The sequence below is a fragment of the Promicromonospora sp. MEB111 genome (assembly GCF_030209445.1).
Classification (GTDB): Bacteria; Actinomycetota; Actinomycetes; order Actinomycetales; family Cellulomonadaceae; genus Promicromonospora.
The window spans coordinates 29474-53020 of record NZ_JARVSD010000017.1; the positions used below are offsets into that span (position 1 = coordinate 29474).

A 23547-nucleotide genomic window follows, 5' to 3' on the forward strand; every position below is an offset into this window, starting at 1 on the left:
GGCCAGTCTAGCCCCGTCCTCCCTCAGGATCGAAACAGTTCGAGAGCAAGGTCACAGAAAGCCGTCACCATGCGTCATGGGGCCGGTGGTGCGCCCCCGGCGGCGTGTGGAACTCGTGCGGGGTGGGCGAGAGGTAGGCCCGTGCGAACTGCAGCGAGGCGGCCAGGTCGTCGTGCCGCTCGGCGGCCGTACGCGCCGCCCGGGTCGAGATCTCCACGCAGACGTCGCCGCTCCAGCGGCGCGCCACCAGCTCCTCCAGCACCTTCTCGGCGCGCATGCTGCCGCGGCCGGGGACCAGGTGCTCGTCCCGCGCGCCGTGGTTGCCGTCGGCGAGGTGCACGTGCCGCAGCCGGTCACCGAAGGTGTGCAGCAGCGTGAGCGCGTCCTGCTGGGCCACGCTCGCGTGCGACAGGTCGAGGGTCACGGCGTCGTAGTCGTGCTCGGCGGGGTCCCAGCCGGGCAGGTAGGCCTGGAACTCGCGCCGTCCGCCCCGCCAGGGGTACATGTTCTCGACGGCGATCGTGACGCCGGTGGTCTCGCTCAGCTCGCGGACCTGGTCCTGGAACTGCCGCGCGTACTTGTACTGCCAGCGGAACGGCGGGTGCACCACCACCGTGCCGGCGCCGAGCTCCAGCGCCATCTCCGTGGTCCGCTCCAGCTTCGCGTCCGGGGACCGGCCCCAGACCCGCTGGCTGACGAGGAGCGTCGGCGCGTGCACCGAGCGCACCGGCATGCCGTTGTCGGCGGACAGCTTCGCGAGCGAGCGCGGGTTCTGGGTGACCTCCTCGGACCAGATCATCACCTCGATGCCGTCGTAGCCGAGCTCGGCCGCGGCCTCGAAGGCCAGCGGCACACGGCGAGGGAAGACCGACGCCGTCGAGAGCGTGACCTGCACATCGGGTGCGGCCGGCTCCTGCGGTTCGGTCCGGATCGGTTCGGGCATGCGGGCCACCTTAGAGCGCCTTCGTAACTGAGATGTGACCGAGGGGTTCAGATGAGGTTCACGTGAGGAGACGTTCCCGCGCCAGGTCGCGCGCCGCCTGGGCGGTCGAGCACTCGAGGACGTCCCGTGCGAGCTCCACGCACTCGTCACGGGACACGGTTGCGAGGGTACCTGCGACGTCCGCCAGGGCACGAGGTGTCATGGACAACGACGTTACGCCCAGCCCCACCAGGACGGGCGCGAGCAGGGGATCGGCCGCGGCCTCGCCGCACACCCCCACCGGAGCACCATGCAACGCCCCGCCCTCGCTCGCCACCCGGACGAGCTCGAGGACGGCGGGCTGCCACGGCGTCGACAGGACGGCCACCCCGGCCAGGTCCCGGTCGGCGGCCATCGTGTACTGCGTGAGGTCGTTGGTGCCCAGGCTCGCGAACGCCACCTCCGCCAGCAGGTGCCGTGCCTGCAGCGCGGCGGCCGGCGTCTCGATCATGATCCCCGGCTGCTCCAGGCCGTGCGCCGCGCACGCCGCCGCGAAGTCGCGGGACTCGTCCACGGTCGCGACCATCGGCGCCATCACCCAGACCTCGGCGGTCTCCGCGGCGGCTGCCCGGGCGATCGCGTCGAGCTGCCGGTCCAGCACGTCCGGGTGCGCGACTGCGGTGCGCAGGCCACGGACGCCGAGCGCCGGGTTGTCCTCGTGGTCCGGCGTGAGGAACCGCAGGGGCTTGTCGGCGCCCGCGTCGAGCGTGCGGACCACCACCCGACGGCCCGGGAAGTGGGACAGCACCGCCCGGTAGGCGGTCACCTGCTCCTCGACGCTGGGCTCCTCGCCCCGGCCCAGGAAGCAGAACTCGGTACGGAACAGGCCGACGCCGCGCGCACCCGCGGCCGCGGCCGCCTCCGCCGCCGCCGGGTCGGCGACGTTCGCCACGAGCTCCACCTCGGACCCGTCGCGGGTCACGCCCCGGCCGTCGAACGTGGCGGCGGTGACCCGGCGCCGGGCGCCGGCGACGTCGTCGGCGGACGGGCCGCGCAGGACCGTGCCGAGCGTGCCGTCGACCACGAGCTCCTCACCGTCGGCCAGCTCGTTCGCCCCGGGCAGCGCGACGACAGCCGGGATGCCGAGGGCACGCGCCAGGATGGCCATGTGCGAGGTGGGGCCGCCGCGCGCCGTGACGATCGCCGTGACCACGGCGGGGTCGAGCATCGCGGTGTCGGCGGGGGCAAGGTCGCTCGCGACGAGCACGAACGGGTGCCCCGGGTCGGGCACGCCGGGCGGGGCCGCACCGGTGAGCGCGGCGACGATGCGGTCGCGCACGTCGCGCACGTCCCGGGCGCGCTCCGACAGGGGCGGACCGAGCGACTCGAGCTGCGTGGCCACCGCCCCGGCGGCGTCCCAGACGGCGCGTTCCGGCGTGAGGTGGTCGTCGCGGACGCGGCGGGCGGCGGCGGCGGCGAGGGTCGGGTCGGCGGCCATGGCCGCGGTGACCGCGAGGACGTCGGCCGCGGTGCCCGACGCCCGGCCCGCGCGCTCCGCGAGATCGGCCTCCACCTGGGCCGCGGCGTCCTCGACGGCACGGACGGCGTCGTCCGCGGAACCCGACAGGCGGCTCGTGCTCGGCTCGGGCACCCGGGCCGGCATCCGGACCACGGTCCCCACCGCCCGGCCCGGGCTCGCCGGGACTCCCGTGAGCCTCTCGCTCGTCATCCGTACGCTCCCTCGGGCTCGTCGTCGAGTGTCCTCGGAACGTTACACGCGACCGACGGGCCGAGCGAGACCCGGTCGCCCGGTGCGGCGATCCGACGATCGCCCGGTGCGGCGGTCTGACAAGATGACCGCATGGCCGAGGCCCTGAACGTCGGATCTCCCGTCGCCGGACGTGTGGTCGCCATGCGCGACGTGCCGGATCCCGTCTTCGCCGAGAGCATCGTCGGGCCGGGCCTCGCGGTCGAGCCCGACCCCGAGACCGGCGGGCGCGTCGTGGCGCCGTGCGCCGGCGTCGTGGTCAAGCTGCACCCGCACGCCTTCGTGCTGCTGGCACCCTCCGGGGGCGCAGAGCCCGCCGGGGGCCGGGGCGTCCTGGTGCACCTCGGCATCGACACCGTCCAGCTGGGGGGCGAGGGCTTCACCCTGCTGGTCGAGGAGGGCGACACCGTCGCGGCGGGCCAGGAGCTCGTCGCGTGGTCCCCCGCCACGGTGGCCGACGGGGGCCGGTCGCCCCTCGTGCCCGTCGTCGCCCTGGACCTGGGTACCGGGGCGCTCGACGAGCTGGTCCGGCCGGGCGCCGTCGTCCGGGCGGGCGACCCGCTGTTCCGCCTGGCGTGACCCGCCAGCCCCGCACCCCCGTGCGTGTCCTAGGGTCGGGGCCATGGTGCGCACCGTGGTGTTCGACGTCGGCGAGACTCTGATCGACGAGTCCCGGATCTGGCTCCGGTGGGCCGAGCGGCTCGGGGTCCCGCCGCTCACGTTCCTGGGCGTGCTCGGCGGCTGCGCCGCCCTCGACCTCTCGCACCGGGAGGCCTTCGAGCTGCTGCGACCCGGGCTGGACTACCAGGCCGAGGCCGCCGCCTGGGCGCTGGACGACCCGGACGGGCTGCGCACGGGGTTCGACGCCGACGACCTCTATCCCGACGTCCGCCCCGCGCTGGCGGCTCTGCGCGAGGCCGGCTTCGACGTCGTCATCGCGGGGAACCAGCCACCCGAGGCGCGCGCCGCCCTGGAGGCGATGGACCTGCCGGCGAGCGCGATCCGCACCTCCGACGAGTGGGGCGTGCAGAAGCCGGAGCCGGAGTTCTTCGCCCGGGTCGCGGAGCTGTCGGGGGTCGCGCCGTCGGAGATCGCCTATGTGGGCGACCGGCTGGACAACGACGTGCTCCCCGCTGCCGACGCCGGGATGCGACCCGTCCTGCTCCGCCGCGGACCGTGGGGATACCTGCACGCGCTGCGTCCCGAGGCGGCGCGCACGACCGTGATCGACTCGCTGACCGAGCTGCCGGCGGTGCTGGCCGGCTGACCTGTCAGCCGCGCAGCGGCAGGGTCAGCTCCGCGGTGCCGTCCGGGGCCACGCGCACCGGCACGCCCCAGTCCTGCTGGGCCAGGTGGCAGGCGGGGAAGACGTCGGGGTCCGGCTCGCCGTTCGGCAGCAGCGGCACCTGGTCGCACGACGCCGCCTTCGCGGTCACGTGCAGCACGCCCTCGGTCACCTCGGGGTTGATCACCAGGTCACGGAACAGGTCCGTCCCGTTCCCGGCCCCTGACAGCAGCAGCTCCGGCGGGGTCGCGCTGACCTGGAGCGACGTCGACGGGCCCCAGCGGTCGTCGAGCTTCTGGCCCGGAGCGGGCGCGAACGGCACGTCGAGCCGGAGCGCACCCGCGGCCACGTCGGTGGCGGGCCGGGCGACCTTGTGCGCGCCGCCGTCGAGCACCTCGCCCGCGAGGCCCGCCGGGAGCGCCACCCGCGTGAGCCGGTGCGCCGCCGACTCCACCACGAGCAGGTGCACGGCGTCGTCCGCTACCTCGACGAGCACGTCGGACGGCTCGGCCAGGTCCTTCGCGAGGGTCGTCACCTCGCCCGAGGCCGGGTCGTACCGGCGCACCGCCCCGTTGTACGTGTCGGCGACGACGACGCTGCCGTCCGGCAGCACCGCCACCCCGAGCGGGTGCTGCAGCAGGGCCTGGCCGGCCGCGCCGTCACGGTGCCCGAAGTCGAAGAGGCCCTGCCCGACGGCGGTCTCGAGGGTCACCTCGGTCTCGCTCACCGGCACCACGCGGCGCAGGGCGGACGTCTCGGCGTCGGCGAGCCAGAGCACGCCGTCGGGCGCCGCCGCGAGGCCCGAGGGCTGTGCGAACCAGGCACCCTCGCCCGGGCCGTCCTCCAGGCCCTCGTTCATGGTGCCCGCGAGCAGCGAGACCTGGTCGAGGTGCGGGCCGGGGTGGAAGTCCCACAGGGTGTGGTTCCCGGCCATCGCGACGACGAACACGCCGCGCTCGGCGGACCACTCCACGTCCCACGGCGAGGAGAGCCGGACGCTCAGCGCGTCGTACGCGTCCTCGGCGTCGAACGCGCCGACGGTGCCGGCCACGTTCTCCTGGCCACCCACCATGAACTGCTGGCCGGTGCCCGCGACGGTGTGCACGGCGCCGTCGGACAGCCGCACGCCGCGCAGCGCGTGGTTGACCGTGTCGGCGACGACGACGTCGTACCCGAGCGACGACCGCAGGTCCTCCGGCACCAGGCACAGCCCGTTCGGCTCCGAGAACCGCGCCTCGTCGGGGCCGCCGTCCACCAGGCCGCGCTCGCCCGACCCGATGCGCCGCACGAGGGTCTCGCCGTCGGGCGCGAGCTCCGCGAGGGAGTGGTGCCCGGCGTCCGCGACCAGGAGGTTGCCGTTCGGCAGGGCGAGCGCCTTGGCGGGGAACCGCAGTGTGCCCGACGCCGGGGCGGGCGGCACGTACGGGCCCGAGCCGCGGTGCAGGGTGCCCTTCAGCGCGTGCTCGGCCACCAGGTCGTCCACCAGCGCCGCGATCGCGGAGCCGTGCCCCTCCCCCGCCATCTGCGCCACGATGTAGCCCTCGGGGTCGATGACCACGAGCGTGGGCCAGGCCCGCGCGGTGTACGCGCCCCAGGTGACCAGCTCGGGGTCGTCGAGCACGGGGTGCCGCACCTCGTACCGCTCGACGGCGGCCGCGAGCGCGTCGGGGTCGGCCTCGTGCTCGAACTTCGGTGAGTGCACCCCGATGATCACGAGCTCGTCGCGGTGCCGCTCCTCGACCTCGCGCAGCTCGTCCAGGACGTGCAGGCAGTTGATGCAGCAGAAGGTCCAGAAGTCGAGCACCACGACCTTGCCGCGCAGCTCGGAGAGCGTGACGGTACGGCCTCCGGTGTTCAGCCAGCCGCGCCCGACGAGCTCGGACGCACGGACCCGGGGAAAGTTCTGGACGGTGGTGCTCACCCGCCCATTGTCACTCCCGGGGCGAGGCGTCCTTGCCGCCGTCCGCCCTGCGGGCACGCCACTGCTCGACCAGCGCCTTGTCGGCCCGGCGGCGGGTGAGCTCGCTCTTGCTGGAGTGCACGGCAGCACGGTGCGCGAGCAGGGCAGCGCGGTCCCGCTCGAGGGCCCACATGAGGGCCTCCCGCACGTCGGCGCGGGTCACCCGCGCGCTCCGCGTCTCGTCCATCGTCCCGATCATTCTCGCCGTTTCGTGTCCTTCGGCGTCCGGTGCGGGCGCCGCCAACGTTTCAAGAGGCTGTCGAGGATCTTTTGTGACACCTCGGGGCTTCCTGGCTTTCACCCGGCCATGGTTGGGTGTAGCAGAGGAACGTACCGCGCAAACCTGGCAGGGCGATATCCGTCTATCGGATGACTTTCCTGGGCAGATCGGCGTGTCGCCATCTTGCTGCCGTGTCGTGTTGGTGGGTGAGGAGAGGATCAGGGCATGGACCGCGACCAGGCCAGGAAGATGAAGGAGCAGCTCACAGCCTTCGCCCGAGAGCTAGCCGAGAAGCACGGGGCCGTGGCGACACCGCGGTCGCCGGGTGCGCGGACGGAGGCCGACGCCGCGGACGCCGTGCGGGCGCCCACCCTGGCGCTCGGCCTGGTGCCGCAGGGGGACGGCGAGTTCGGCATCGCGGTCCGCTACCGGCTCGGGATACCCCGGGCCCGCTCGATCGTGCGCAAGGTCTCGGCAGAGATCGGGCCCACGGCCGACGTCCGCCGCACCGGCCGCATCCGCCCGGTGAGCGAGCTCGGCCCACGTCCGCCCGCGCCGACGTCGCAGGCGGACGGCGACACCGACCGGCGGCGTCCGCTGCGGCCCGGCATCTCCATCGGCCACGTGGGCGTCACGGCGGGCACGCTCGGTGCCTTCGTGACCCGCGCCGTGCCCGGCGACGGCCACCTGTACGCGCTGTCGAACTACCACGTGCTGGCCGGGTCCCCGGAGGCGCGGCCCGGCGACGTCGTCCTGCAGCCGGGGCCGGCGGACGGCGGGCTGGCGCCAGGAGACCGGATCGGCGAGCTCACGCAGGTGGTGGACCTGGACTCGACCGAACCGTCGTACACGGACGCCGCGATCGCGCGCCTCGACCGGGTCCCGGTCAGCTTCGACTACCCCGTGGGGCGCGTGGTCAAGACCGCCCGCGCCCTGGGCGGTGAGATCGTCGGCAAGGTGGGCCGCACGACGGCGACCACGCGCGGGCGCGTCACGGCCATCGAGCTCGACGACGTCGTCGTCGGCTACGAGGACCTCGGCGCCCTCAACTTCGACGACCAGATCGAGATCGAGAGCCTCGACGACGGGCCGTTCTCCCGCGGCGGGGACTCGGGCGCGCTCGTCTACCGGGAGGACGGCGTGGCCGTCGGTCTGCTCTTCGCCGGGTCGGAGTCCGGCGGGCGCAGCGGCAAGGGACTCACCTACGCCAACCCGATCGACCAGGTCCTTGAGATACTGGGCGTGGAGCTGGCGAGGGAGCAGGCGCATCCGTTCGCATGAGGTCCGCGACGGCCCGCATCCACCCCGGACGAGCCCGGGCGTCTCGGGTGATGTTCGGCATGCGCACCAGCGTTTCCCCCGTCGGGCGTGTCGCGTTCGGCGGCCGGGGCGATGGGCGTGTCCGCACGGCGCGTCGCGGCCTGCAACCCTGCTGACCTGCGGCGCTGCCCAGGGTGCCCCGGTGTGCCCCGCGGCCCCTTCCGGCCCCGGTGGAAGGGGGTAGACACGGGGGACACAATGGATGACCAGGAGGTGATCGGGATGGCAACACTCGACGAGGCTCGGTCGGCAAAAGCCGCATTGCGGAAAAACGTCGCCGGGCTCGACGGTGTGATCGGGGTTGGCGTCGCCCCAGAGTTCACGGCGTCAATCGGCCAGCCACCACGTGAGAATCTCGCTCGAAAGCAAGCGCAGCCCGGCACGTCCGGCAGGTCGCCGGTCGAAGTGCTCTCCGAGGACGAGCTGGTCGAACAGGTGGCAGGACCCGGCGGTAGCTGGGTGCTGCAGGTCAACGTGACGGACGCCCGTCTCGTGGACAAGATCCCCGAGGAGATCGACGACGTCGCGGTGCGCGTGCGCGTCGTGGGCGCCGTTCGGGCGGGCTGACGCCCGGAGCCGGCCCGGCGCCGGAGCAGAGCGGACGCATCACCCGCTCCACCCCGGCGCAACGTTCGGTCAGCCGAGCGTCGCCGGCAGCTCGGGCGTCTCGCCGAGCACCCGCTCGGCGAGGAAGGCGGACACCACCTGGTACCAGACCTTGGCGTTCTGCGGGGTCAGGATCCAGTGGTTCTCGTCCGGGTAGTACAGGAACCGGTGCACGGTCTCGCCGTCGTCGGACGCCGGGAGGCCCGACTTCGTGAGCAGCTCGAACCACAGGCGCAGGCCCTCGCCCACCGGGACCCGGTAGTCCTTGTCCCCGTGGATCACGAGCATCGGGGTCCGGATGTCACCCACCGCCAGGTGCGGGCTGTTCTCCAGCGCCATCTCCGGCGTCATCTCGCGCGCCCAGTAGAACGAGGCGTCCGTGGTGGGGCCGAACTGGTCCAGCGCCCACAGGCTCGCGTGCGTCACGACGGCCTGGAACCGGTCGGTGTGCCCGGCCACCCAGTTGGCCATGTACCCGCCGAACGAGCCTCCCATCGCGGCCGTGCGGGTCTCGTCGATCTCGGGCAGCGCCTCCGCGGCGTCCGTGATCGCCATCAGGTCCGTGAACGGCGCCCTGCCCCAGGCACCCCAGCCGCGCTGCACGAACTCCTGGCCGTACCCGGTCGACAGCGCGGGGTCCGGCAGCAGCACGGCGTAGCCCTGGGCGACCATCAGCCAGGGGTTCCAGCGCCAGCTCCACGCGTTCCACGAGCCCAGCGGGCCGCCGTGGATCCACAGCAGGAGCGGGGCCTTGGCCTCCGGGCCGACGTCGGCGGGCAGCGCGAGCCAGGCGCGCACGCGCGTGCCGTCCTCGGCGGTGGTCTCGACCTCCGTCAGCGTGCCCGGCAGGGCCGGGGCCGGAACGGGCGAGCGCAGGAGGGTCGCCGCGACCGGCGTCCGCTCCCCCGCGGCACCCGACGCGGCGAACGCCGCCAGGTCGACGCGGACCGGCTCCGCGGGAGCCGCGTAGGAGCTCCGCAGCGCGAAGAGGGTCGCGCCGTCGGGGGTGACGGAGAGGTCCGAGAAGACCGCGTCGTCCGACGTCACCTTCTCGACGACCACGTCGGCGCCGGGCAGCGACCCCGAGAACGTGAGCAGGAAGACCGGGCCGCGGCCGTCGTCGTCGGCCTGGACCAGCAGGCCGCTCCCGTCCGGGAGCCAGGTGGGGCGACCGGGCCAGCGGTCCCAGTCGTCCGCGAGGACCACGGGCTCCGCGGAGCCGTCCGTCGGCACCAGGGCGAGCCGGACCACGGGCGCCTCGTCCGGGGACGAGATCGACTCGGTCACGTAGGCCACCCAGGCGCCGTCGGGCGAGATGCGCGGGGCGCCGGTGTCCGCGTCCGGGTCGTCCACCAGGACGCGCCGCTCGCCGGTGCTGGTGTCGTGCACGACCAGGGTGCCGCGTACGGCCGCGCCGGGGTCGCTCACGTTCCAGGTGGTGACGAGGGTCGTACCGTCGGCGGACAGGTCCGCGGCGTGGTCCGTCAGGTGCCGCCCCGCGCCGGTGAGGTCGCGCAGGTGGAGGTGCTTGCCCGGCGTCTCCTCGTCGGCCGCCGGGGTGGCTCCCTCGGCACGCGGGGCCTTCGGCAGCGGGGCCGCGGGCTCGTCCACGAGCGACGCGAGGTCGCCGACCAGGCGCCGCTCCTCGTCCGGGCCCAGGTCGTGGTCCCAGAGCCGCACCGGGTAACCGCTGTGCAGGATCGCCGAGACCTTCTGGTCCTTGCGGGCCTTCCGGAGCTCGGCGTCCTGTGCCAGGTCCTTCGCGGAGGGCAGGAGGCTCGCGCCGACGCTCACCGTGTCGGCGTCACGCGCCACGAGCGGGCCGGAGACGCCACCCTGCGGGGACGCGATCACGCGGGCCTCGCCGCCGCCCGCCGGCAGGAGCCAGAGCGCCGACCTGGGCTCGTCGGCGCCCTTGCCGTCGGGGTCGGGCCGGGCCGAGGTGAACAGGAGGTCGCCGGACCGCGTGAAGACGGCGGACGACTCACCCTTCGCGGACCGGGTCAGCCGCCGTGCCGGTGCCTCGCCCGCCGGGTCCACCTCCCAGAGGGCGGTGCGGTAGGCCGTGCGCTCGCCGTCGAGCGTCTGCAGGGTGGCGACGAGCCGGGTGCCGTCCGGACTGGCGGTGAGGCCGGTGAGGCGCGGGATCGCCACGTACTGGTCGAGGTCGTGGAACGGGGTCTGCGGGGTCTGCGGAGATTCGCTCACGCGGCCGTCCTATCACGCCGGAACGAGGCCGGGCACGGATTTACGTCGTCAGCCCTCCCCGCGCCGCGCCGCCTGCTCCGCCTTCTTGGCGAGCATCTCGTTGTACGCCTCCAGCTCGGCGTCGCCGTCCCGCTCCGCCTTGCGGTCGGTGCGCCGGGCCTCGCGCGCGTCGGACCGGGTCCAGGAGATCGCGACGCCGACGGCGAGCAGCAGGGTCGGCAGCTCGCCGATGCCCCACGCGACGGCGCCGCCCTTCTGCTGGTCCACGATCGCGCTCGGTCCCCACGGGCGGCCCATGAGCCCGAACCAGTCGGGGACGAGCAGGGCCGTGCCCGACGTCAGCGTGACGCCGAAGAACGCGTGGAAGGCCATCGTGGCGAACAGCAGCACGAGCCGCATCGGGTACCCCGGCCGGGACGGGCCCGGGTCGACGCCGATCAGCGCGTTCGCGAAGAGGTATCCGACGAGCGTGAAGTGCAGGATCATCCACAGGTGGCCGGCGTAGGTGGTCAGGGCCAGCTCGAACAGGGGCGTGAAGTAGAAGACGACCATCCCGCCGGCGAACAGGACGGCGGCCACGATCGGGTTCGCGAGGAACCGGCCCCAGGCCGAGTGCACCAGCAGCAGGATCCACTCGCGAGGCCCGCGGGAGTCGTCCTTGCGCGAGGGGACGGCCCGGGCGAGCAGGGTGACCGGCGCGGCCAGCACGAGGAAGATCGGCACCACCATGGCCAGGATCATGTGCTGGACCATGTGGGCGCTGAACAGCACGTGGCCGTAGACGGCCGCGCCGCCGTTCGTGGCCCAGAAGAGCACCACGATCCCCAGGCACCAGGAGACGGTGCGGCCCACCGGCCACGCGTCCCCGCGCTTGCGCAGCCGGAGCGCCCACCGGACGTACACGATCAGGGCGGCCGCGCACGCGAACGCCACGATGACGTCCCACTGGAACTCGGTGAGCCACCGCAGCGCCGTCGGCTCGGGCGGCAACGGGTGGCCGGTGACGATCTCGGCCGGGGTCGGGTCTGTGATCGCGTCGTCGGGCACAGGAGGCGCCGTGGAGCCGAGGGCGACCGCCACGCCGGACACCGCGCCCATCACCCCGACCTCCACCGCGGCGAGGCGCCAGAACAGGCCGACCGCCGCGTTCCTCGTGGTGCCGGCGGACAGGCGCGCGACGACGGTGCTGCGGTGCAGCCAGCCCAGGCCGCCCAGCACGATCAGCAGCACGGCCTTGACCACGATCAGGATGCCGTAGTCGGTGCCGAGCTGGTCGAGCGACCCGATCCGGATCCAGGCACTGACCAGGCCGGAGACGGCGACGGCGGCGAAGCACCAGATCGCGATCGCGGAGTACCGCCGGATCACGTCGGCGGTCGCGGCGTACCGCAGCCCGACGAGGACGATCGCGGCCAGCCCACCGATCCAGAGGGCGGCGCCGCCCAGGTGCAGGAACAGGGCCGAGATCGCGAGGTCGTGGCTGGCGGCGCCGGCGGCGTGGCCCGTGGACGACTGCATGCCGAGGGCGACCAGCGGCAGCGCCATCGTGCACAGGGCGCCGACCGAGCCCCGCACGAGGAGTGCGACGGCGGCGGTGAGCGCGGCGACGATCACGATCCCCAGGTAGGTACGGCCCACCGGTATGGTCGAGACGTACTCCATCAGGGCCGGGCCGAACGTCGGCGAGTCCAGGGGCAGGTACGTGGACCACGAGAACCGCAGCACGAGCTGCACCAGCGCGGCGACGGTCCACACTCCGGCGGCCACGCCCGCGACCCCGATCGCGCGGTCCACGAGCGGCCCGCGCGGCAGCACCCAGGCCGCCAGCGCGAGCGTGCCGACGGTCACGGCCACGGCCAGCTCGGTGGTCACGGTGGCGACGGGCACGCCCCAGCGCACCAGCACACCCGGGTCCGCGAAGTTGGCGAACGCGGTGAACGCCCCGGAGAACGCGCCGGCCGCGAAGAGGGCGGCCAGCGCCACGAGCCCCGCGACGGGCAGGGCCACGCCGAGCCACGAGGGGCTGGTCGGGCCGCTCTCGGTGCTCTTCCGGGCGGTTCTGCTGGTCCCGTTCCGGGCGTCGGTGGGTGTCACACGGTCCAGCCTAGGCGCGCCGGGCAGCGGTTCTGACCGCCCGCGGACGTCCCGTTGACCACACCGCGGGCATACCGCCACCGGGACTTTCGAAGAAATTCAGGAAAAGTTGGGAGGGATTATGCACCAAACCCAACCCTTTAGCCCTCTTCTGCGTTGTGACCAGTGTGGACCTCGCGAACATCATCACCGAGACCGACGACTCCGTGCCGTGCTCGGAACAGCCCGAGCTCTGGTTCGCGGAGCATCCGGCGGACCTCGAGGAGGCGAAGCGCGCCTGCGCCGCCTGCCCGCTCAAGGCGCAGTGCCTGGCGGGCGCACTCGCACGCCGCGAGCCGTGGGGCGTGTGGGGCGGAGAGATCGTCGTGGACGGCACCGTACGCAGCCGCAAGCGTCGTCGTGGACGCCCGCGCTCGATCGGCGGCATGCGCGTGGCGTGACGGCCGTGTGAGCACCAGACGTCGCCCGGGGCACGGTGGCCGAGTCCGGCTGCCGTGAATGTCGGAGCAGTGCGCCCGTCCGTACCGCGGATCGCCCAGACCGATCCGGACAGGCGCGCTGCTCCGGCCGTCCCGCGTCTTGGATCGTTCCAGAGTCCCGGCCCGCCGAGGAGCCCGTAGACGTGTCAGACCCCCAGGTCACCCGGGTGACCTGGGGGTCTGACACGTTTCTGGTGGAGCGGCTCAGCTCCAGACGAGGCCGCGCGAGGGGTCCTCGAGGACCCGCGCGACGTCGGACAGGAACCGGGCGCCCAGCTCGCCGTCGGCCAGCCGGTGGTCGAAGCTGAAGCTCAGCGTGGTCACCCAGCGCGGCTTCACCTTGCCCTTGTGCACCCACGGCTGCTTGCGGATCGCACCGAAGGCGAGGATGCCCGACTCGCCCGGGTTGAGGATCGGCGTACCCGTGTCGATGCCGAAGACACCCAGGTTGGTGATGGTGATGGTGCCGTCGGACATGTCCGTGACCGAGGTGCGCCCGGCCCGCGCGGTCGCCGTCAGCCCCGCGAGCGCCTTGGCGATGCCGAGCAGGTCGAGCGTGTGCGCGTCCTTGATGTTCGGCACCACGAGGCCCCGCGGCGTCGCCGCGGCGATGCCCAGGTTCACGTAGTGCTTGTAGACGATCTCCTGGGCGGCGTCGTCCCACGAGGCGTTGATCTGCGGGTGCCGCTTCACGGCGAGCAGCACCGTCTTGGCCGCCACGAGCAGGGGCGTCACCTTGACGTCCGTGAAGTCACGGTCCTCCTTGAGCGCGGCCACGAGCTTCATGGTCCTGCTGACGTCGACGGTGTGCAGCACCGTCACGTGCGGCGCGGTGAAGGCGCTGGCCACCATGGCCTCGGCCGTGCGCTTGCGCACGGACCGCACCGGGACGCGCGTCTGACGCCCGTCCGGTGAGACGACGCCCTGGGCGAGCCACGGTTCGTCGTCCGGGTAGCTGGTCAGCTTCTGCACCGAGGAGCGCTCGGCGTGGGCGACCACGTCCTCGCGCGTCACGATGCCGCCGGGACCCGACGCGTGCACGCCCGCCAGGTCCACACCGAGGTCCTTGGCGAGCTTGCGGACGGGCGGCTTGGCGAGCACGCGGGCGCGTGCGGCCGTCGTCGTCCCGGTGTCCGACGGCGGGGCCGCCACCGGGGCGGGTGCCGGAGCCGGCGGGGCCGCCACGGGGGCGGGTGCCGGAGCCGGGGCGGGCGGGGCGGCCACGACCGCGGCCGGAGCCGTCGTCGTGGCGACCGCCGCCTGGTGCCGGCGACGCCGTCCGCTCGCCTTCGCCTCGGCGGTGCCGTAGCCGACGAGCACGGACCCGGAGCTCTCCTCCTGGGCGCCCGGGGCGGCCGCCGCGGGTGCCGCGGAGGAGGTGCCGTTCGACGCGGGGGCGGGCGCGCCACCGCCGTCGGACACGGTGATCTCGATGATCGGGGTGCCGACGTCGACGGTGGTGCCCGACTCCACGAGGAGTGCGGAGACGGTCCCGTTCCAGGGCGACGGCAGGTCGACGAGCGACTTCGCCGTCTCGATCTCGACGATCGTCTGGTTCACCTCGACGGTGTCGCCCACGGCGACCTGCCACTCGACGATCTCGGCCTCGGTGAGCCCCTCGCCGACGTCGGGGAGCGGGAACCTCTGGATGTTCAAGCTCACTCTCGGTTCACTCCTGGGTCAGTGCGCGAAGGCACGGTCGACGGCGTCGAGCACACGGTCCACGCTGGGCAGGTACTCGTGCTCGTGCTTGGCCACGGGATACGGGGTGTGGAAGCCGCCCACGCGGAGCACGGGCGCCTCCAGCGCGTAGAAGCACTCCTCCGTGACCCGGGCCGCGATCTCGGCGCCGGCGCCGAAGAACACGGGGGCCTCGTGGATCACGACGCAGCGGCCGGTCTTGCGCACGCTCGCCACCACGGCCGCGGTGTCGATCGGCGAGATGGCGCGCAGGTCGATCACCTCGGCGGACCGGCCCTCCTCCGCGAGCGCGTCGGCGGTCTTGAGCGCGGTCACGACGGACGGCCCGTAGGCGACGAGCGTGACGTCGGTGCCCTGGCGGACCACCTGAGCGGCGTTGAGCGTGTCGGTGCCGAGCGGGGTGTCGAGGTCGACCGCGCCCTTGCCCCAGTAGCGGCTCTTCGGCTCGAAGAACAGCACGGGGTCCGGGGAGGCGATGGCCTCCTGGATCATCGTGTACGCGTCCTGCGGGGTGCTCGGCGAGACCACGCGCAGTCCGGCGGTGTGCGCGAACAGCGCCTCGGGGCTCTCGCCGTGGTGCTCGACGCCGCCGATGCCGCCGCCGTACGGGATGCGGATGACGACGGGCATCTGCACCGCGCCGCGCGTCCGGTTGTGGATCTTGGACAGCTGCGTGGTGATCTGGTTGAACGCCGGGAAGACGAATCCGTCGAACTGGATCTCGCAGACCGGCCGGTAGCCGCGCATGGCCAGGCCGATGGCGGTGCCGACGATGCCGGACTCCGCCAGCGGGGTGTCGACGACCCGCTGCTCGCCGAACTCGGCCTGCAGCCCGTCGGTCACGCGGAAGACGCCGCCGAGCGGGCCGATGTCCTCGCCCATGAGCATGACCTTGTCGTCGCGCCGCATCGCGGCGCGCAGGCCCTCGTTGATCGCCTTGCCCAGCGACAGCGTCTGGGTGCCCGACGCCGGTTCCGCGGCGCCGCCGGTGGTGTGCGTTCGTTCCGCCATGGTTGTCATCGTGCGCCTCCCTGCGCTGAGTCCGCGATCGCGTACTGGGGGGCCGGCGGGTCACCGGCGTCGTAGGCCTCGTACCAGGCCCGCTCGGCGGCGACGACGCCGTGCGGGGTGGCGTAGACGTCGTCGAACGTGCTGGAGACGGCGGGGCCGCCGTCGAGGGCGCGGACGCCGGTGCGCAGCTTTGCGCCCAGCTCGTCCCCCGCGGCCTTGATCTCGGCCTCGAAGTCGTCGTCGAGCCCGCCCTCGGCCCGCAGCAGGGCGCCGAGGCGGTCGATCGGGTCGCGGCGCCGCCACTGCTCCTCCTGCTCGGAGGTGCGGTAGCGGGTCGGGTCGTCCGACGTCGTGTGCGCGCCCATGCGGTAGGTGAACGCCTCGATGAAGCTCGGGCCCTCGCCCAGGCGGGCGCGCTCGAGCGCCTCCTGCGTCGCCGCGTACACGGCGAGCACGTCGTTGCCGTCGACGCGCAGGCTCGGCATGCCGAACGCCTCGCCGCGCTTGTAGAGCGGACCCTTGGTCTGGCGGGTCGTCGGCTCGGAGATCGCCCACTGGTTGTTCTGCAGGAAGAAGACGACCGGGGCGTTGTTCACCGCCGCGTAGACCATGGCCTCGTTGACGTCGCCCTGCGAGGTGGCGCCGTCGCCGAAGTACGTGATCACCGCGGTGCCGTCGCGCTTGTCGAGCGGGGTGTCGTCCCGCTGGACGCCCATCGCGTAGCCGGCGGCGTGCAGCGTGTGCGCGCCGATCACGATGGTGTAGACGGCCGTGTTGTGCTCGGTGGGGTTCCACCCACCGTGGTCCGAACCGCGGAAGAACCGCAGCCGGTCGACAGGGTCAAGCCCACGGACGTGCAGCACACCGTGCTCCCGGTAGGACGGGAAGACGTAGTCCTGCGGCCGCAGGGCGTAGGCACTGCCGACCTGCGCGGCCTCCTGGCCACGAGCGGGCGCGAACAGGGCGAGCTCGCCCTGCCGCTGGAGCGAGGTCGCCTCGTCGTCGAAACGGCGAGTCAGGACCATGTCGCGGTACATGCCACGGAGGTCTTCCGTGGTCAGGGTCGCGGCGCGGTCGCGATAGCCCTTGGTCCCGCGCGTCGTGACGCGGTTCCCTTGGGGATCGAGTAGCTGCAACGTCGGGATCGCCTCGTTGGAGCCGTTGGTGGTAGTCACACTTTCCTCCTTCACCTGCGGACGCGAGCGCCCGCACATGCGGAGACGCCCGGTCCGTTCCGGGGACCTTTCCATCCTGGCACGGGTCCAGCCGGAAATTTGGCCGATCCGCAACCTACGCTCTCGTAGCCTACGCAAGCGTAGGCTACGGCTCCGTAGGTAGGTCTGCCGCGATGTCCCCCAATCTCTCCCGGGACCGTTTGTCGGAACCCACCAAGGGTGCGACCGGGTATCGGCGACCAGGCCGCGGCGTGCTCCGCGCGGCGTCCGCGTCTCGGCGGGCCCCACGCCGATACTGGTCCGATGCCGCTGCCCGAGCCGTACGACGCCTGGTTTCCCGACGCCGCGATCGACGGCACCTACGGCTACGACCTGGACGCGCTGCTCGCCGTCGAGCCGGTCCCGGCGCCCGCGGGCTTCGCCGAGCTGTGGCACGGGTGGTTCGTGGCCTCGCGCGCCGTTCGTCCCGAGCCGCGGCTGACGTCGCTCGGCCGGCAGGGCGCGCACGACCTCTACGAGCTGGAGCACACGGGCGCGGGCGGGCTGCGGCTGCGGGGCTGGCTCGCCCTCCCGTCCGACGGCGCGGCCCGGGTCGGCGTGGTGCACGGCCACGGGTACGGCGGCCGGGACGCGCCGGACCTCGCCCGCGTGCCCGACGACGCCGCCGTCGTCTTCCCCGTGGCGCGCGGGCTCGGGGCGCTCAACGTCGGTGTGGGCGCCCCGGACAACGCCGCCGAGCACGTGGTGCACGGCATCGGCTCGGTGGAGACCTACGCGCTGGGCCGCTGCGCCGTCGACCTGTGGCACGCGGCCGACGCCCTCGTCGAGATCGCCGGGGACCTGCCGCTCTACTACGTGGGCGCGAGCTTCGGCGGGATCGGGGCGCTGGCCGTGCCCTGGGACCGCCGGTTCGTGGGCGCGACCTTCGTGGTGCCGAGCTTCGGGCAGTACGACGTGCGCCTCGGCCTGGAGTGCACGGGCAGCGGCGAGGCCGTGCGCCGGTACGTCGCCGAGCACCCGGAGGCGCGGGACGTGCTGCGCTACTTCGACACGTCGACGGCGGCCGGGTACCTGCGCATCCCCGTGCGCTGCGAGTGCGCCCTGTGGGACGCGGCCGTGCCGCCGCCCGGGCAGTTCGCCGTGGCGAACGCGGTGACGGCGGTGGCCGCGACCCGGGCCGGCGGACCGGCCTGCCCCACGCTGGAGCTGGAGACCCTGCCGGCGGGGCACGCCGACTACCCCGGCGACCAGGACCTCGACGCCCGGGCGGCCGCGGCGACCCGGGCCCACATCGCGCGCTGCCTGGCGGGCTGACCCGGGCGCCGGCCAGGCCTCCGGGCCTCCGGGCGTCGCACCGGTCAGCCCGCGGCGCTGTGGTGCGCGACGCGGTGCGCCAGCAGGGCGAACAAGACGGCGCACCCGGCCTGGACGGCCAGGGCGGTGACCAGGCCGACGGTGAGACCCGACCCGGTCCCGGTGGCGTCCGCCGCGGCGGTACCGCCGGCGGCCCCACCCGCCAGGCCGGCCACGGCGTGGAAGAGGCCGCCCAGCAGCGCCACGCCCAGCCCGATCCCGAGCTGTTGCAGCGTGGTCAGCAGCCCGCCCGCGACGCCGGCCGCCCAGCCGGGGGTACGCGAGAGCACGGTCTGCAGCGCGGGCCCGTACATGAACGCCTGCGCGGCACCGAGCCCGACGAGCAGCGGCTGCAGCGCCAGCGGGGCGGTCCGGCCGTCGTCGAGCCCGATGACCAGCGCGATGGCGAGCAGCGCCGCCGCCTGACCGGTGGCGGCGTAGACCATGATGCGCGCCCCCACCCGGCGCAGGACGCCCGGCAGCAGCAGCGCGGCGACGAAGAATCCTCCGCCGAAGCCGAGCGTCAGCATCGCGACGTCCCAGCCGTCGGCGCCCCAGGCGGTCTGCGAGTACTCCGAGACCTCGTAGAGGAACGCACCGTAGGAGACGAAGAACAGCAGCGTCATGGTCAGGCCGATCCGCACCACCGGGACCCGCAGCACGCTCGGCGGCGCCACGGGCAGCCCGCCCCGTCGCTCGGTGGCGCGCTGGGCGAGGCCGAAGGCCGTCAGGGTGACCGCGGCGACGGCCAGGAGGCCGAGCGACCAGGCCGGCCACCCCGCCGTCGGGCCGAGGGTCAGCGGTACGACCAGCGCCACGAGCCCGCCCCCGAGCAGCGCCGCGCCCCGCAGGTCGAGTCCGAGCGGCGCCGGCGAGCGGGACTCCGGGACGGCGCGCAGGCCGGGCAGCGCCAGCAGGGCGATCAGACCCGTGATCGCCTGGACCGCACGCCAGGCCAGGTGCTCCGGCAGCGCGACGGTTGTCGCACCCGCCACGACCTGGCCGGCAATCGAGGCGATCGCGCCGGCCGCCGTGAACAGGATGATCCCGCGGGTGCGGAGCCTGTCGGGCGCCGTGGCCTGGATGCTCGTCAGCACCTGGGGCGTGAACAGCCCGGCGGCCAGGCCCAGTGCCGCGCGCAGGGCCACGAGGGAGACCACGTCCTGGGCGAGCCCGGTCAGGACGGCCAGCGCCCCGAAGGCGATCAGCCCGATCCTGAGCAGCCTCCGGCGGCCGTAGCGGTCACCCAGCCGTCCCGAGACCACCAGTCCGGCGGCGAAGGTGGTGGTGTAGGCGGACAGCACGAGCGCCCCACCGGACGGGCCGGCGCCCAGGTCCGCCGCGATCGCGGGGACCAGCAGGTTCACCGCGCCGAACGTGAAGTTCACGGGCAGGAAGGCGAGCAGCAGCACGGCGAGGCCGCCGGCGGTCAGCGCCGGCGCCGCGGCGGGGAGGGGCCGGGCCGGAACTCCCGGGTGGTCCAGCAGCGCACCGTGGTCGACCGCCGCGCGGAGGGATGTCGTCATGTCCTCGACCGTGCGCCGTTCGACATCCTGGTACCAGGAGCCTGTTCATACGGGTACTGACACCACCTGGTTGCCCGCGCCCTGCGGGGTGACACTGGTCCGGTGACGAGTACCGCACCGGACCACAAGGCGCTCGGGGCCTTCCTGCGGGAGCGCCGCGGCCGCGTGACCCCGGCCGACGTCGGGCTGCCGCAGGCCGGCCGGCGCCGGACCCCCGGACTGCGCCGCGAGGAGGTGGCCCAGCTCGCCGGGGTGGGCGTCACCTGGTACACGTGGCTCGAACAGGGGCGGGCGCCCAACCCGTCGGACCAGGTGCTCGACGCCGTCGCACGGACGCTGCGCCTGCGCCCCGAGGAGCGGCGGCACCTCATGATCCTGGCCGGCCGGGCAGCTGACACCAGGGCCGACGCGCCGAACCCGCTCATGGTTGTCCGCCCCGAGCACATCGCGCTCCTGGAGCGGCTGCTGCCTTTTCCCGCCGCCATCCAGACCGCGACGTACGACCTGGTCGCGGCCAACCGCAGCTACCGGTTCCTGTTCGGCGACCTCGACGCGGTCGATCCTGCCGACCGGAACTGCGCCTGGCTCCTGTTCATGAACGACGAGTGGCGCGACAGCCTCGTGGAGCCAGACGTTGTGCTCCGCGACCTCGCTGGCCGGCTGCGCGCCCGGGAGGCCGAGTTCCGGGACCACCCGAGGTGGAGCGGGCTGCTGGGCGGCCTGCGCGAGCACTCGCCCGAGTTCGTGCGGTACTGGGACGAGCACGAGGTGCGCGGCGACCGGCCCGGACAGCTGCGCCGCTACCTGTCCTCCCGGGTGGGCAGGCTCGACACGGTCTTCCAGAGCCTGTGGCTCGACCGCGACCGGGGCGAGCGCATGGTCGTGCTCACCCCCGCCGACGCCGACTCGGCCCGCCGGCTGGAGCGCCTCGACTCCCTGGTGGGCGCCGCGCCCGCCTGGACCGCCCGGGACGGTGTGCTGGCGGACGCGCTGATCGGCTGAGCCGGCTCAGTTCGTCCGGCAGCGTCGTCCGTCAGGGTCGTCCGTCAGGGTCGTCCGTCAGCGCCAGGTCGCCGCGATCTCGAGGAACGCGTCGTTCGCCTCGGTCTCGCCGATGCTCACGCGGAGCCCGTCGCCCGCGAACGGGCGCACCAGGACGCCCGCTTCCTTCGCCTCCGCGGCGCGCTGCACCGTCGCCTCGCCGAGCCCGAACCAGACGAAGTTCGCCTGCGTGTCCGGGAGGTCCCAGCCCTGCTCCCGCAGGGTGCCGGTGACCCGCGTGCGCTCGGTGACCAGCGCGTCGACCCGCTCCATCAGCTCGCTCTGCGCGGCGGGCGCGAGCGAGGCCAGCGCGGCGACCTGGGCCAGGTGCGAGACGCCGAACGGCGTGGACACCGCGCGGATGCCCGCGGCGAGCCGGGGCTCGGCGACGGCGTAGCCCACGCGGAGACCCGCCAGCCCGTAGGCCTTGGACAGGGTGCGCAGCAGCACCACGTTCGGGTGGCGGCGCAGCAGGTCGACGCCGTCGGCCACCTGGGGGTCACGGACGAACTCCAGGTAGGCCTCGTCCACGACGACGAGCACGTCCCGGGGCACGGCCGCGAGGAAGGTCTCGAGCTCGGCGGCGTGCACCGCGGGGCCGGTCGGGTTGTTCGGCGTGCAGACGAGCACCACGCGGGTGGCGGGCGTGACGGCGGCCGCCATCGCGGGCAGGTCGAGCCGGCCGGTGTCCTCCTGCACGGGGACGGTGACCGCCCTGCCGCCTGCCACGGCGACCGCGATCGGGTACGCCTCGAAGGACCGCCACGGGAACACTACCTCGTCCCCGTGCTCGACGACGGCCTGCAGCACGTGCGCGAGCACGGCGACCGAGCCGTTGCCGACCACCACGTTCTCGGGCGCCACACCGGTGTGGGCCGCGAGCGCCTCGACGAGCTCGCCGGCGTACATGTCCGGGTAACGGTTCACCTCGGCCGCGCCACGCGCGATGGCGTCCAGCACGGACGGCAGCGGCGGATACGGGTTCTCGTTGGACGAGAGCTTCCAGGCCTGGGCGCCGGCGGCGACCCGGGCGCCGGGAACGTAGGCGGGGAGGGCCGACACGGCCGCGCGGAGCGGTACGAATGCTTCTTCCACGGGGGTCAGCATGCCACGATGACCGGATGAAGCTCGTGGCCAGCATCCTCATCACCGCACTCGCGATCGGGCTGTCGGCCCTGATCCTCGGCTCTCACATGGACGTCGTGAGCAACGGGACCACACTCGGCACGACCCTCGCCGTGATCGTGGTCGCCATCGTCTACGGCCTGGTCCACATGATCGTGAAGCCGATCGTCCAGCTCATCTCGCTCCCGCTCTACATCCTGACCCTCGGCCTGGTGTCGGTGCTGATCAACGCGCTGATGCTGTGGATCACCACGCTCATCACGAACCAGACCTGGTTCTCGGACACCCCCAACTGGGGCCTCGAGGTGAACGGCGGCTTCTGGTGGTACGTGCTGGCGGCCATCGTGATCTCGGTGGTGCAGACCATCCTGCTGGCCCTCCTGCCCAAGCGGATCTCGGACTGATCCGTCCCGGGTCACGACCCGGTCCGTTCCGCGCGGTAGAACACGGTGCTCGCGGCCGGCCCGTCCAGCCGTGCGCCGATCCGGTCGGCCGTCTCCGTCACCCGGGGATCGCCCGACGCGACGGCGAGGTCCAGGGTCCGGACGTGCGTTGAGACAGCGTGTGCCTGCGGCAGGCTGCCCGACGCCGCCCGGTCGCCCGCCGCTGCCGAGTCCCGCAGCGACCGGACCACGGTGAGGCGGTCGCGCGTGCGGGGGTTCTCCACGGCGGACCGGCCGTCGGTGTGCGAGACCAGCTCCTCCGGGGTCTCCAGGTGCAGCACGGGGACGCCGGGCGGGGTGGTCAGCAGGCCCGTCGGCGCACCGGCGGTGACGAGCCCGCCCACCCGGTAGCGCTCGGCGAACCCCGCCCGCGACACCAGCGCGGTGGCCGCGATCCCGCCGAGGCTGTGGCCCACGAGGGTGACGGGCTCGTCGGACCCGACGCCGGAGTCCGCCAGCGCGCTCTCGATCGCGGCCGTGGCGCCGTCGAGCTCGCCCGCGACCAGCTCGAGGTCGGTCCGACCGTCCCAGGGGTGGTCGGCGGGCAGCGCGGACTGGGTGCCCGGTACCAGCACCGTCCAGGACACCGCGCCGTCCGCCGCCGTCACGCGCTGGACCGCGATCGTGGCCGTGGGCGCGCCGCCGGGGCCCGGGTAGAGGTCGTCGATCCTGGCCAGCGCCTCCTGCACCGACCGCGCCCCGCTCGTCGACCACGCCGGGACGGCGCCGTGCGCGAAGTCCTGGGGCCCGAGCCGCGTGAGCCGGAGCCCCTCACCGTCGTTGCCGAGCACCGGCACCTCGCGCGCCACGTGCGCGAGCACACCGGCCCCTCCGGCGACGCCCGGACGGTCCCGGGCGAGCCCTGGCCTGGTGAGCGCGACGCCGCCGCCCAGACCCGCGAACACCTCGTCCGACCAGGGCGCCAGACCACGGGTCGCACCCGCCCCGGCCCACCCCGTGACCGAGGTGGAGAGGCCTCGGGTGACCGCACCGCCGGCGATGCGCACCGCGACCTCCGCCCCGCCCGCGGCGCCGACCCCCACGAGGGCCGCCCAGCCCAGGCTGCCGAACGCCACCCCGGTACCGAACGCGCCGGCCGTGACGAGCGCACCGACCAGGCGGTGCGCGGTCGACTCCGCCTCCTCGTACAGGCCCGCCGCGCGCAGCAGCCGCCAGCCCAGGAGGTCGCACCGGTCGGCCCGCTCCGCCAGGGAGCGTGCCGCATCCCGCACCGCCTCGTCCAGGGCCAGTGCCGCCGGCGCCGCCGGCGCGGGGGCGCCGGGCGCGCACCCGGTCGCGCCCGGCCAGGC

General features: G+C 74.0%; 20 protein-coding genes. 8 read left to right on the plus strand and 12 right to left on the minus strand.

Going from position 1 to position 23547, the window contains the following annotated elements; translation table 11 throughout:
* Window positions 1-64 precede the first annotated feature (64 nt).
* A complete protein-coding gene (locus QRN56_RS21115; protein WP_285106546.1) occupies window positions 65-943 on the minus strand; it encodes a sugar phosphate isomerase/epimerase family protein in 879 nt (292 codons plus the stop codon).
* Window positions 944-1001: 58 nt separating this feature from the next.
* Window positions 1002-2651 (minus strand): phosphoenolpyruvate--protein phosphotransferase, encoded by a 1650-nt coding sequence (gene ptsP / locus QRN56_RS21120; RefSeq protein WP_285106548.1) that lies wholly within the window; start codon window positions 2649-2651, stop codon window positions 1002-1004.
* 132 nt (window positions 2652-2783) lie between these two features.
* Between ptsP and QRN56_RS21125 the strand changes: the two genes are divergently transcribed.
* Together QRN56_RS21125 and QRN56_RS21130 are read left to right on the plus strand one after the other, a co-directional pair.
* A complete protein-coding gene (locus QRN56_RS21125) occupies window positions 2784-3269 on the plus strand; it encodes a PTS sugar transporter subunit IIA (RefSeq protein WP_285106550.1) in 486 nt (161 codons plus the stop codon).
* A 43-nt stretch (window positions 3270-3312) separates the two neighbouring features.
* A complete protein-coding gene (locus QRN56_RS21130; protein WP_285106552.1) occupies window positions 3313-3957 on the plus strand; it encodes an HAD family hydrolase in 645 nt (214 codons plus the stop codon).
* 4 nt (window positions 3958-3961) lie between these two features.
* Here QRN56_RS21130 and QRN56_RS21135 read toward each other — a convergent pair whose 3' ends face one another.
* Together QRN56_RS21135 and QRN56_RS21140 are read right to left on the minus strand one after the other, a co-directional pair.
* Complete coding sequence (locus QRN56_RS21135; protein ID WP_285106554.1) at window positions 3962-5896, minus strand: NHL domain-containing thioredoxin family protein; 1935 nt, start codon at window positions 5894-5896, stop codon at window positions 3962-3964.
* A gap of 10 nt (window positions 5897-5906) precedes the next feature.
* The gene (locus tag QRN56_RS21140) at window positions 5907-6122 is read right to left on the minus strand and encodes a hypothetical protein (RefSeq protein ID WP_285106556.1); all 216 of its coding nucleotides are present in this window, start codon (window positions 6120-6122) and stop codon (window positions 5907-5909) included.
* Window positions 6123-6380: 258 nt separating this feature from the next.
* Here QRN56_RS21140 and QRN56_RS21145 point away from each other — a divergent pair, with 258 nt between their 5' ends.
* Together QRN56_RS21145 and QRN56_RS21150 are read left to right on the plus strand one after the other, a co-directional pair.
* Entirely contained in the window at window positions 6381-7436 is a 1056-nt protein-coding gene (locus QRN56_RS21145) for a chymotrypsin family serine protease (protein ID WP_285106558.1), read from the plus strand.
* A gap of 261 nt (window positions 7437-7697) precedes the next feature.
* Window positions 7698-8042 carry a hypothetical protein gene (locus QRN56_RS21150; RefSeq protein WP_285106560.1) on the plus strand — a complete coding sequence of 115 codons (345 nt, stop codon included), beginning with the start codon at window positions 7698-7700 and terminating at the stop codon, window positions 8040-8042.
* Window positions 8043-8111: 69 nt separating this feature from the next.
* Here the strand turns inward: QRN56_RS21150 and QRN56_RS21155 are convergent, their stop codons facing one another.
* The gene (locus QRN56_RS21155) at window positions 8112-10289 is read right to left on the minus strand and encodes a S9 family peptidase (protein WP_285106561.1); all 2178 of its coding nucleotides are present in this window, start codon (window positions 10287-10289) and stop codon (window positions 8112-8114) included.
* Window positions 10290-10337: 48 nt separating this feature from the next.
* Window positions 10338-12383 carry a bifunctional copper resistance protein CopD/cytochrome c oxidase assembly protein gene (locus QRN56_RS21160; protein WP_285106562.1) on the minus strand — a complete coding sequence of 682 codons (2046 nt, stop codon included), beginning with the start codon at window positions 12381-12383 and terminating at the stop codon, window positions 10338-10340.
* Window positions 12384-12541: 158 nt separating this feature from the next.
* On the opposite strand from QRN56_RS21160, the gene QRN56_RS21165 reads away from it, so the two are divergent.
* Entirely contained in the window at window positions 12542-12823 is a 282-nt protein-coding gene (locus QRN56_RS21165; protein WP_312877184.1) for a WhiB family transcriptional regulator, read from the plus strand.
* 243 nt (window positions 12824-13066) lie between these two features.
* Here QRN56_RS21165 and QRN56_RS21170 read toward each other — a convergent pair whose 3' ends face one another.
* The 3 genes from QRN56_RS21170 to pdhA are packed head-to-tail and all read right to left on the minus strand — an operon-like array spanning window position 13067 to window position 16749.
* On the minus strand, window positions 13067-14518 hold the full coding sequence (locus QRN56_RS21170; protein ID WP_285106594.1) for a dihydrolipoamide acetyltransferase family protein: 1452 nt from the start codon (window positions 14516-14518) through the stop codon (window positions 13067-13069).
* Window positions 14519-14542: 24 nt separating this feature from the next.
* A complete protein-coding gene (locus QRN56_RS21175; RefSeq protein WP_285106563.1) occupies window positions 14543-15574 on the minus strand; it encodes an alpha-ketoacid dehydrogenase subunit beta in 1032 nt (343 codons plus the stop codon).
* 5 nt (window positions 15575-15579) lie between these two features.
* A complete protein-coding gene (gene pdhA, locus QRN56_RS21180) occupies window positions 15580-16749 on the minus strand; it encodes a pyruvate dehydrogenase (acetyl-transferring) E1 component subunit alpha (RefSeq protein ID WP_285106565.1) in 1170 nt (389 codons plus the stop codon).
* Window positions 16750-17052: 303 nt separating this feature from the next.
* On the opposite strand from pdhA, the gene QRN56_RS21185 reads away from it, so the two are divergent.
* Window positions 17053-18063 carry an acetylxylan esterase gene (locus tag QRN56_RS21185; RefSeq protein ID WP_285106567.1) on the plus strand — a complete coding sequence of 337 codons (1011 nt, stop codon included), beginning with the start codon at window positions 17053-17055 and terminating at the stop codon, window positions 18061-18063.
* 44 nt (window positions 18064-18107) lie between these two features.
* On the opposite strand, the gene QRN56_RS21190 is transcribed toward QRN56_RS21185, so the two are convergent.
* The gene (locus QRN56_RS21190) at window positions 18108-19628 is read right to left on the minus strand and encodes an MFS transporter (protein WP_285106587.1); all 1521 of its coding nucleotides are present in this window, start codon (window positions 19626-19628) and stop codon (window positions 18108-18110) included.
* A 102-nt stretch (window positions 19629-19730) separates the two neighbouring features.
* On the opposite strand from QRN56_RS21190, the gene QRN56_RS21195 reads away from it, so the two are divergent.
* Window positions 19731-20630, plus strand: coding sequence for a helix-turn-helix transcriptional regulator (locus QRN56_RS21195; protein WP_285106589.1), 900 nt, complete (start codon window positions 19731-19733; stop codon window positions 20628-20630).
* Between the two features lie 57 nt (window positions 20631-20687).
* Here QRN56_RS21195 and hisC read toward each other — a convergent pair whose 3' ends face one another.
* Window positions 20688-21776 carry a histidinol-phosphate transaminase gene (gene hisC, locus QRN56_RS21200; protein ID WP_285106590.1) on the minus strand — a complete coding sequence of 363 codons (1089 nt, stop codon included), beginning with the start codon at window positions 21774-21776 and terminating at the stop codon, window positions 20688-20690.
* A gap of 14 nt (window positions 21777-21790) precedes the next feature.
* On the opposite strand from hisC, the gene QRN56_RS21205 reads away from it, so the two are divergent.
* Entirely contained in the window at window positions 21791-22198 is a 408-nt protein-coding gene (locus QRN56_RS21205) for a phage holin family protein (protein ID WP_285106591.1), read from the plus strand.
* Window positions 22199-22209: 11 nt separating this feature from the next.
* On the opposite strand, the gene QRN56_RS21210 is transcribed toward QRN56_RS21205, so the two are convergent.
* Window positions 22210-23547 (minus strand): lipase family protein (locus tag QRN56_RS21210; RefSeq protein WP_502928823.1); only part of this gene is annotated, 1338 nt, incomplete at its 5' end.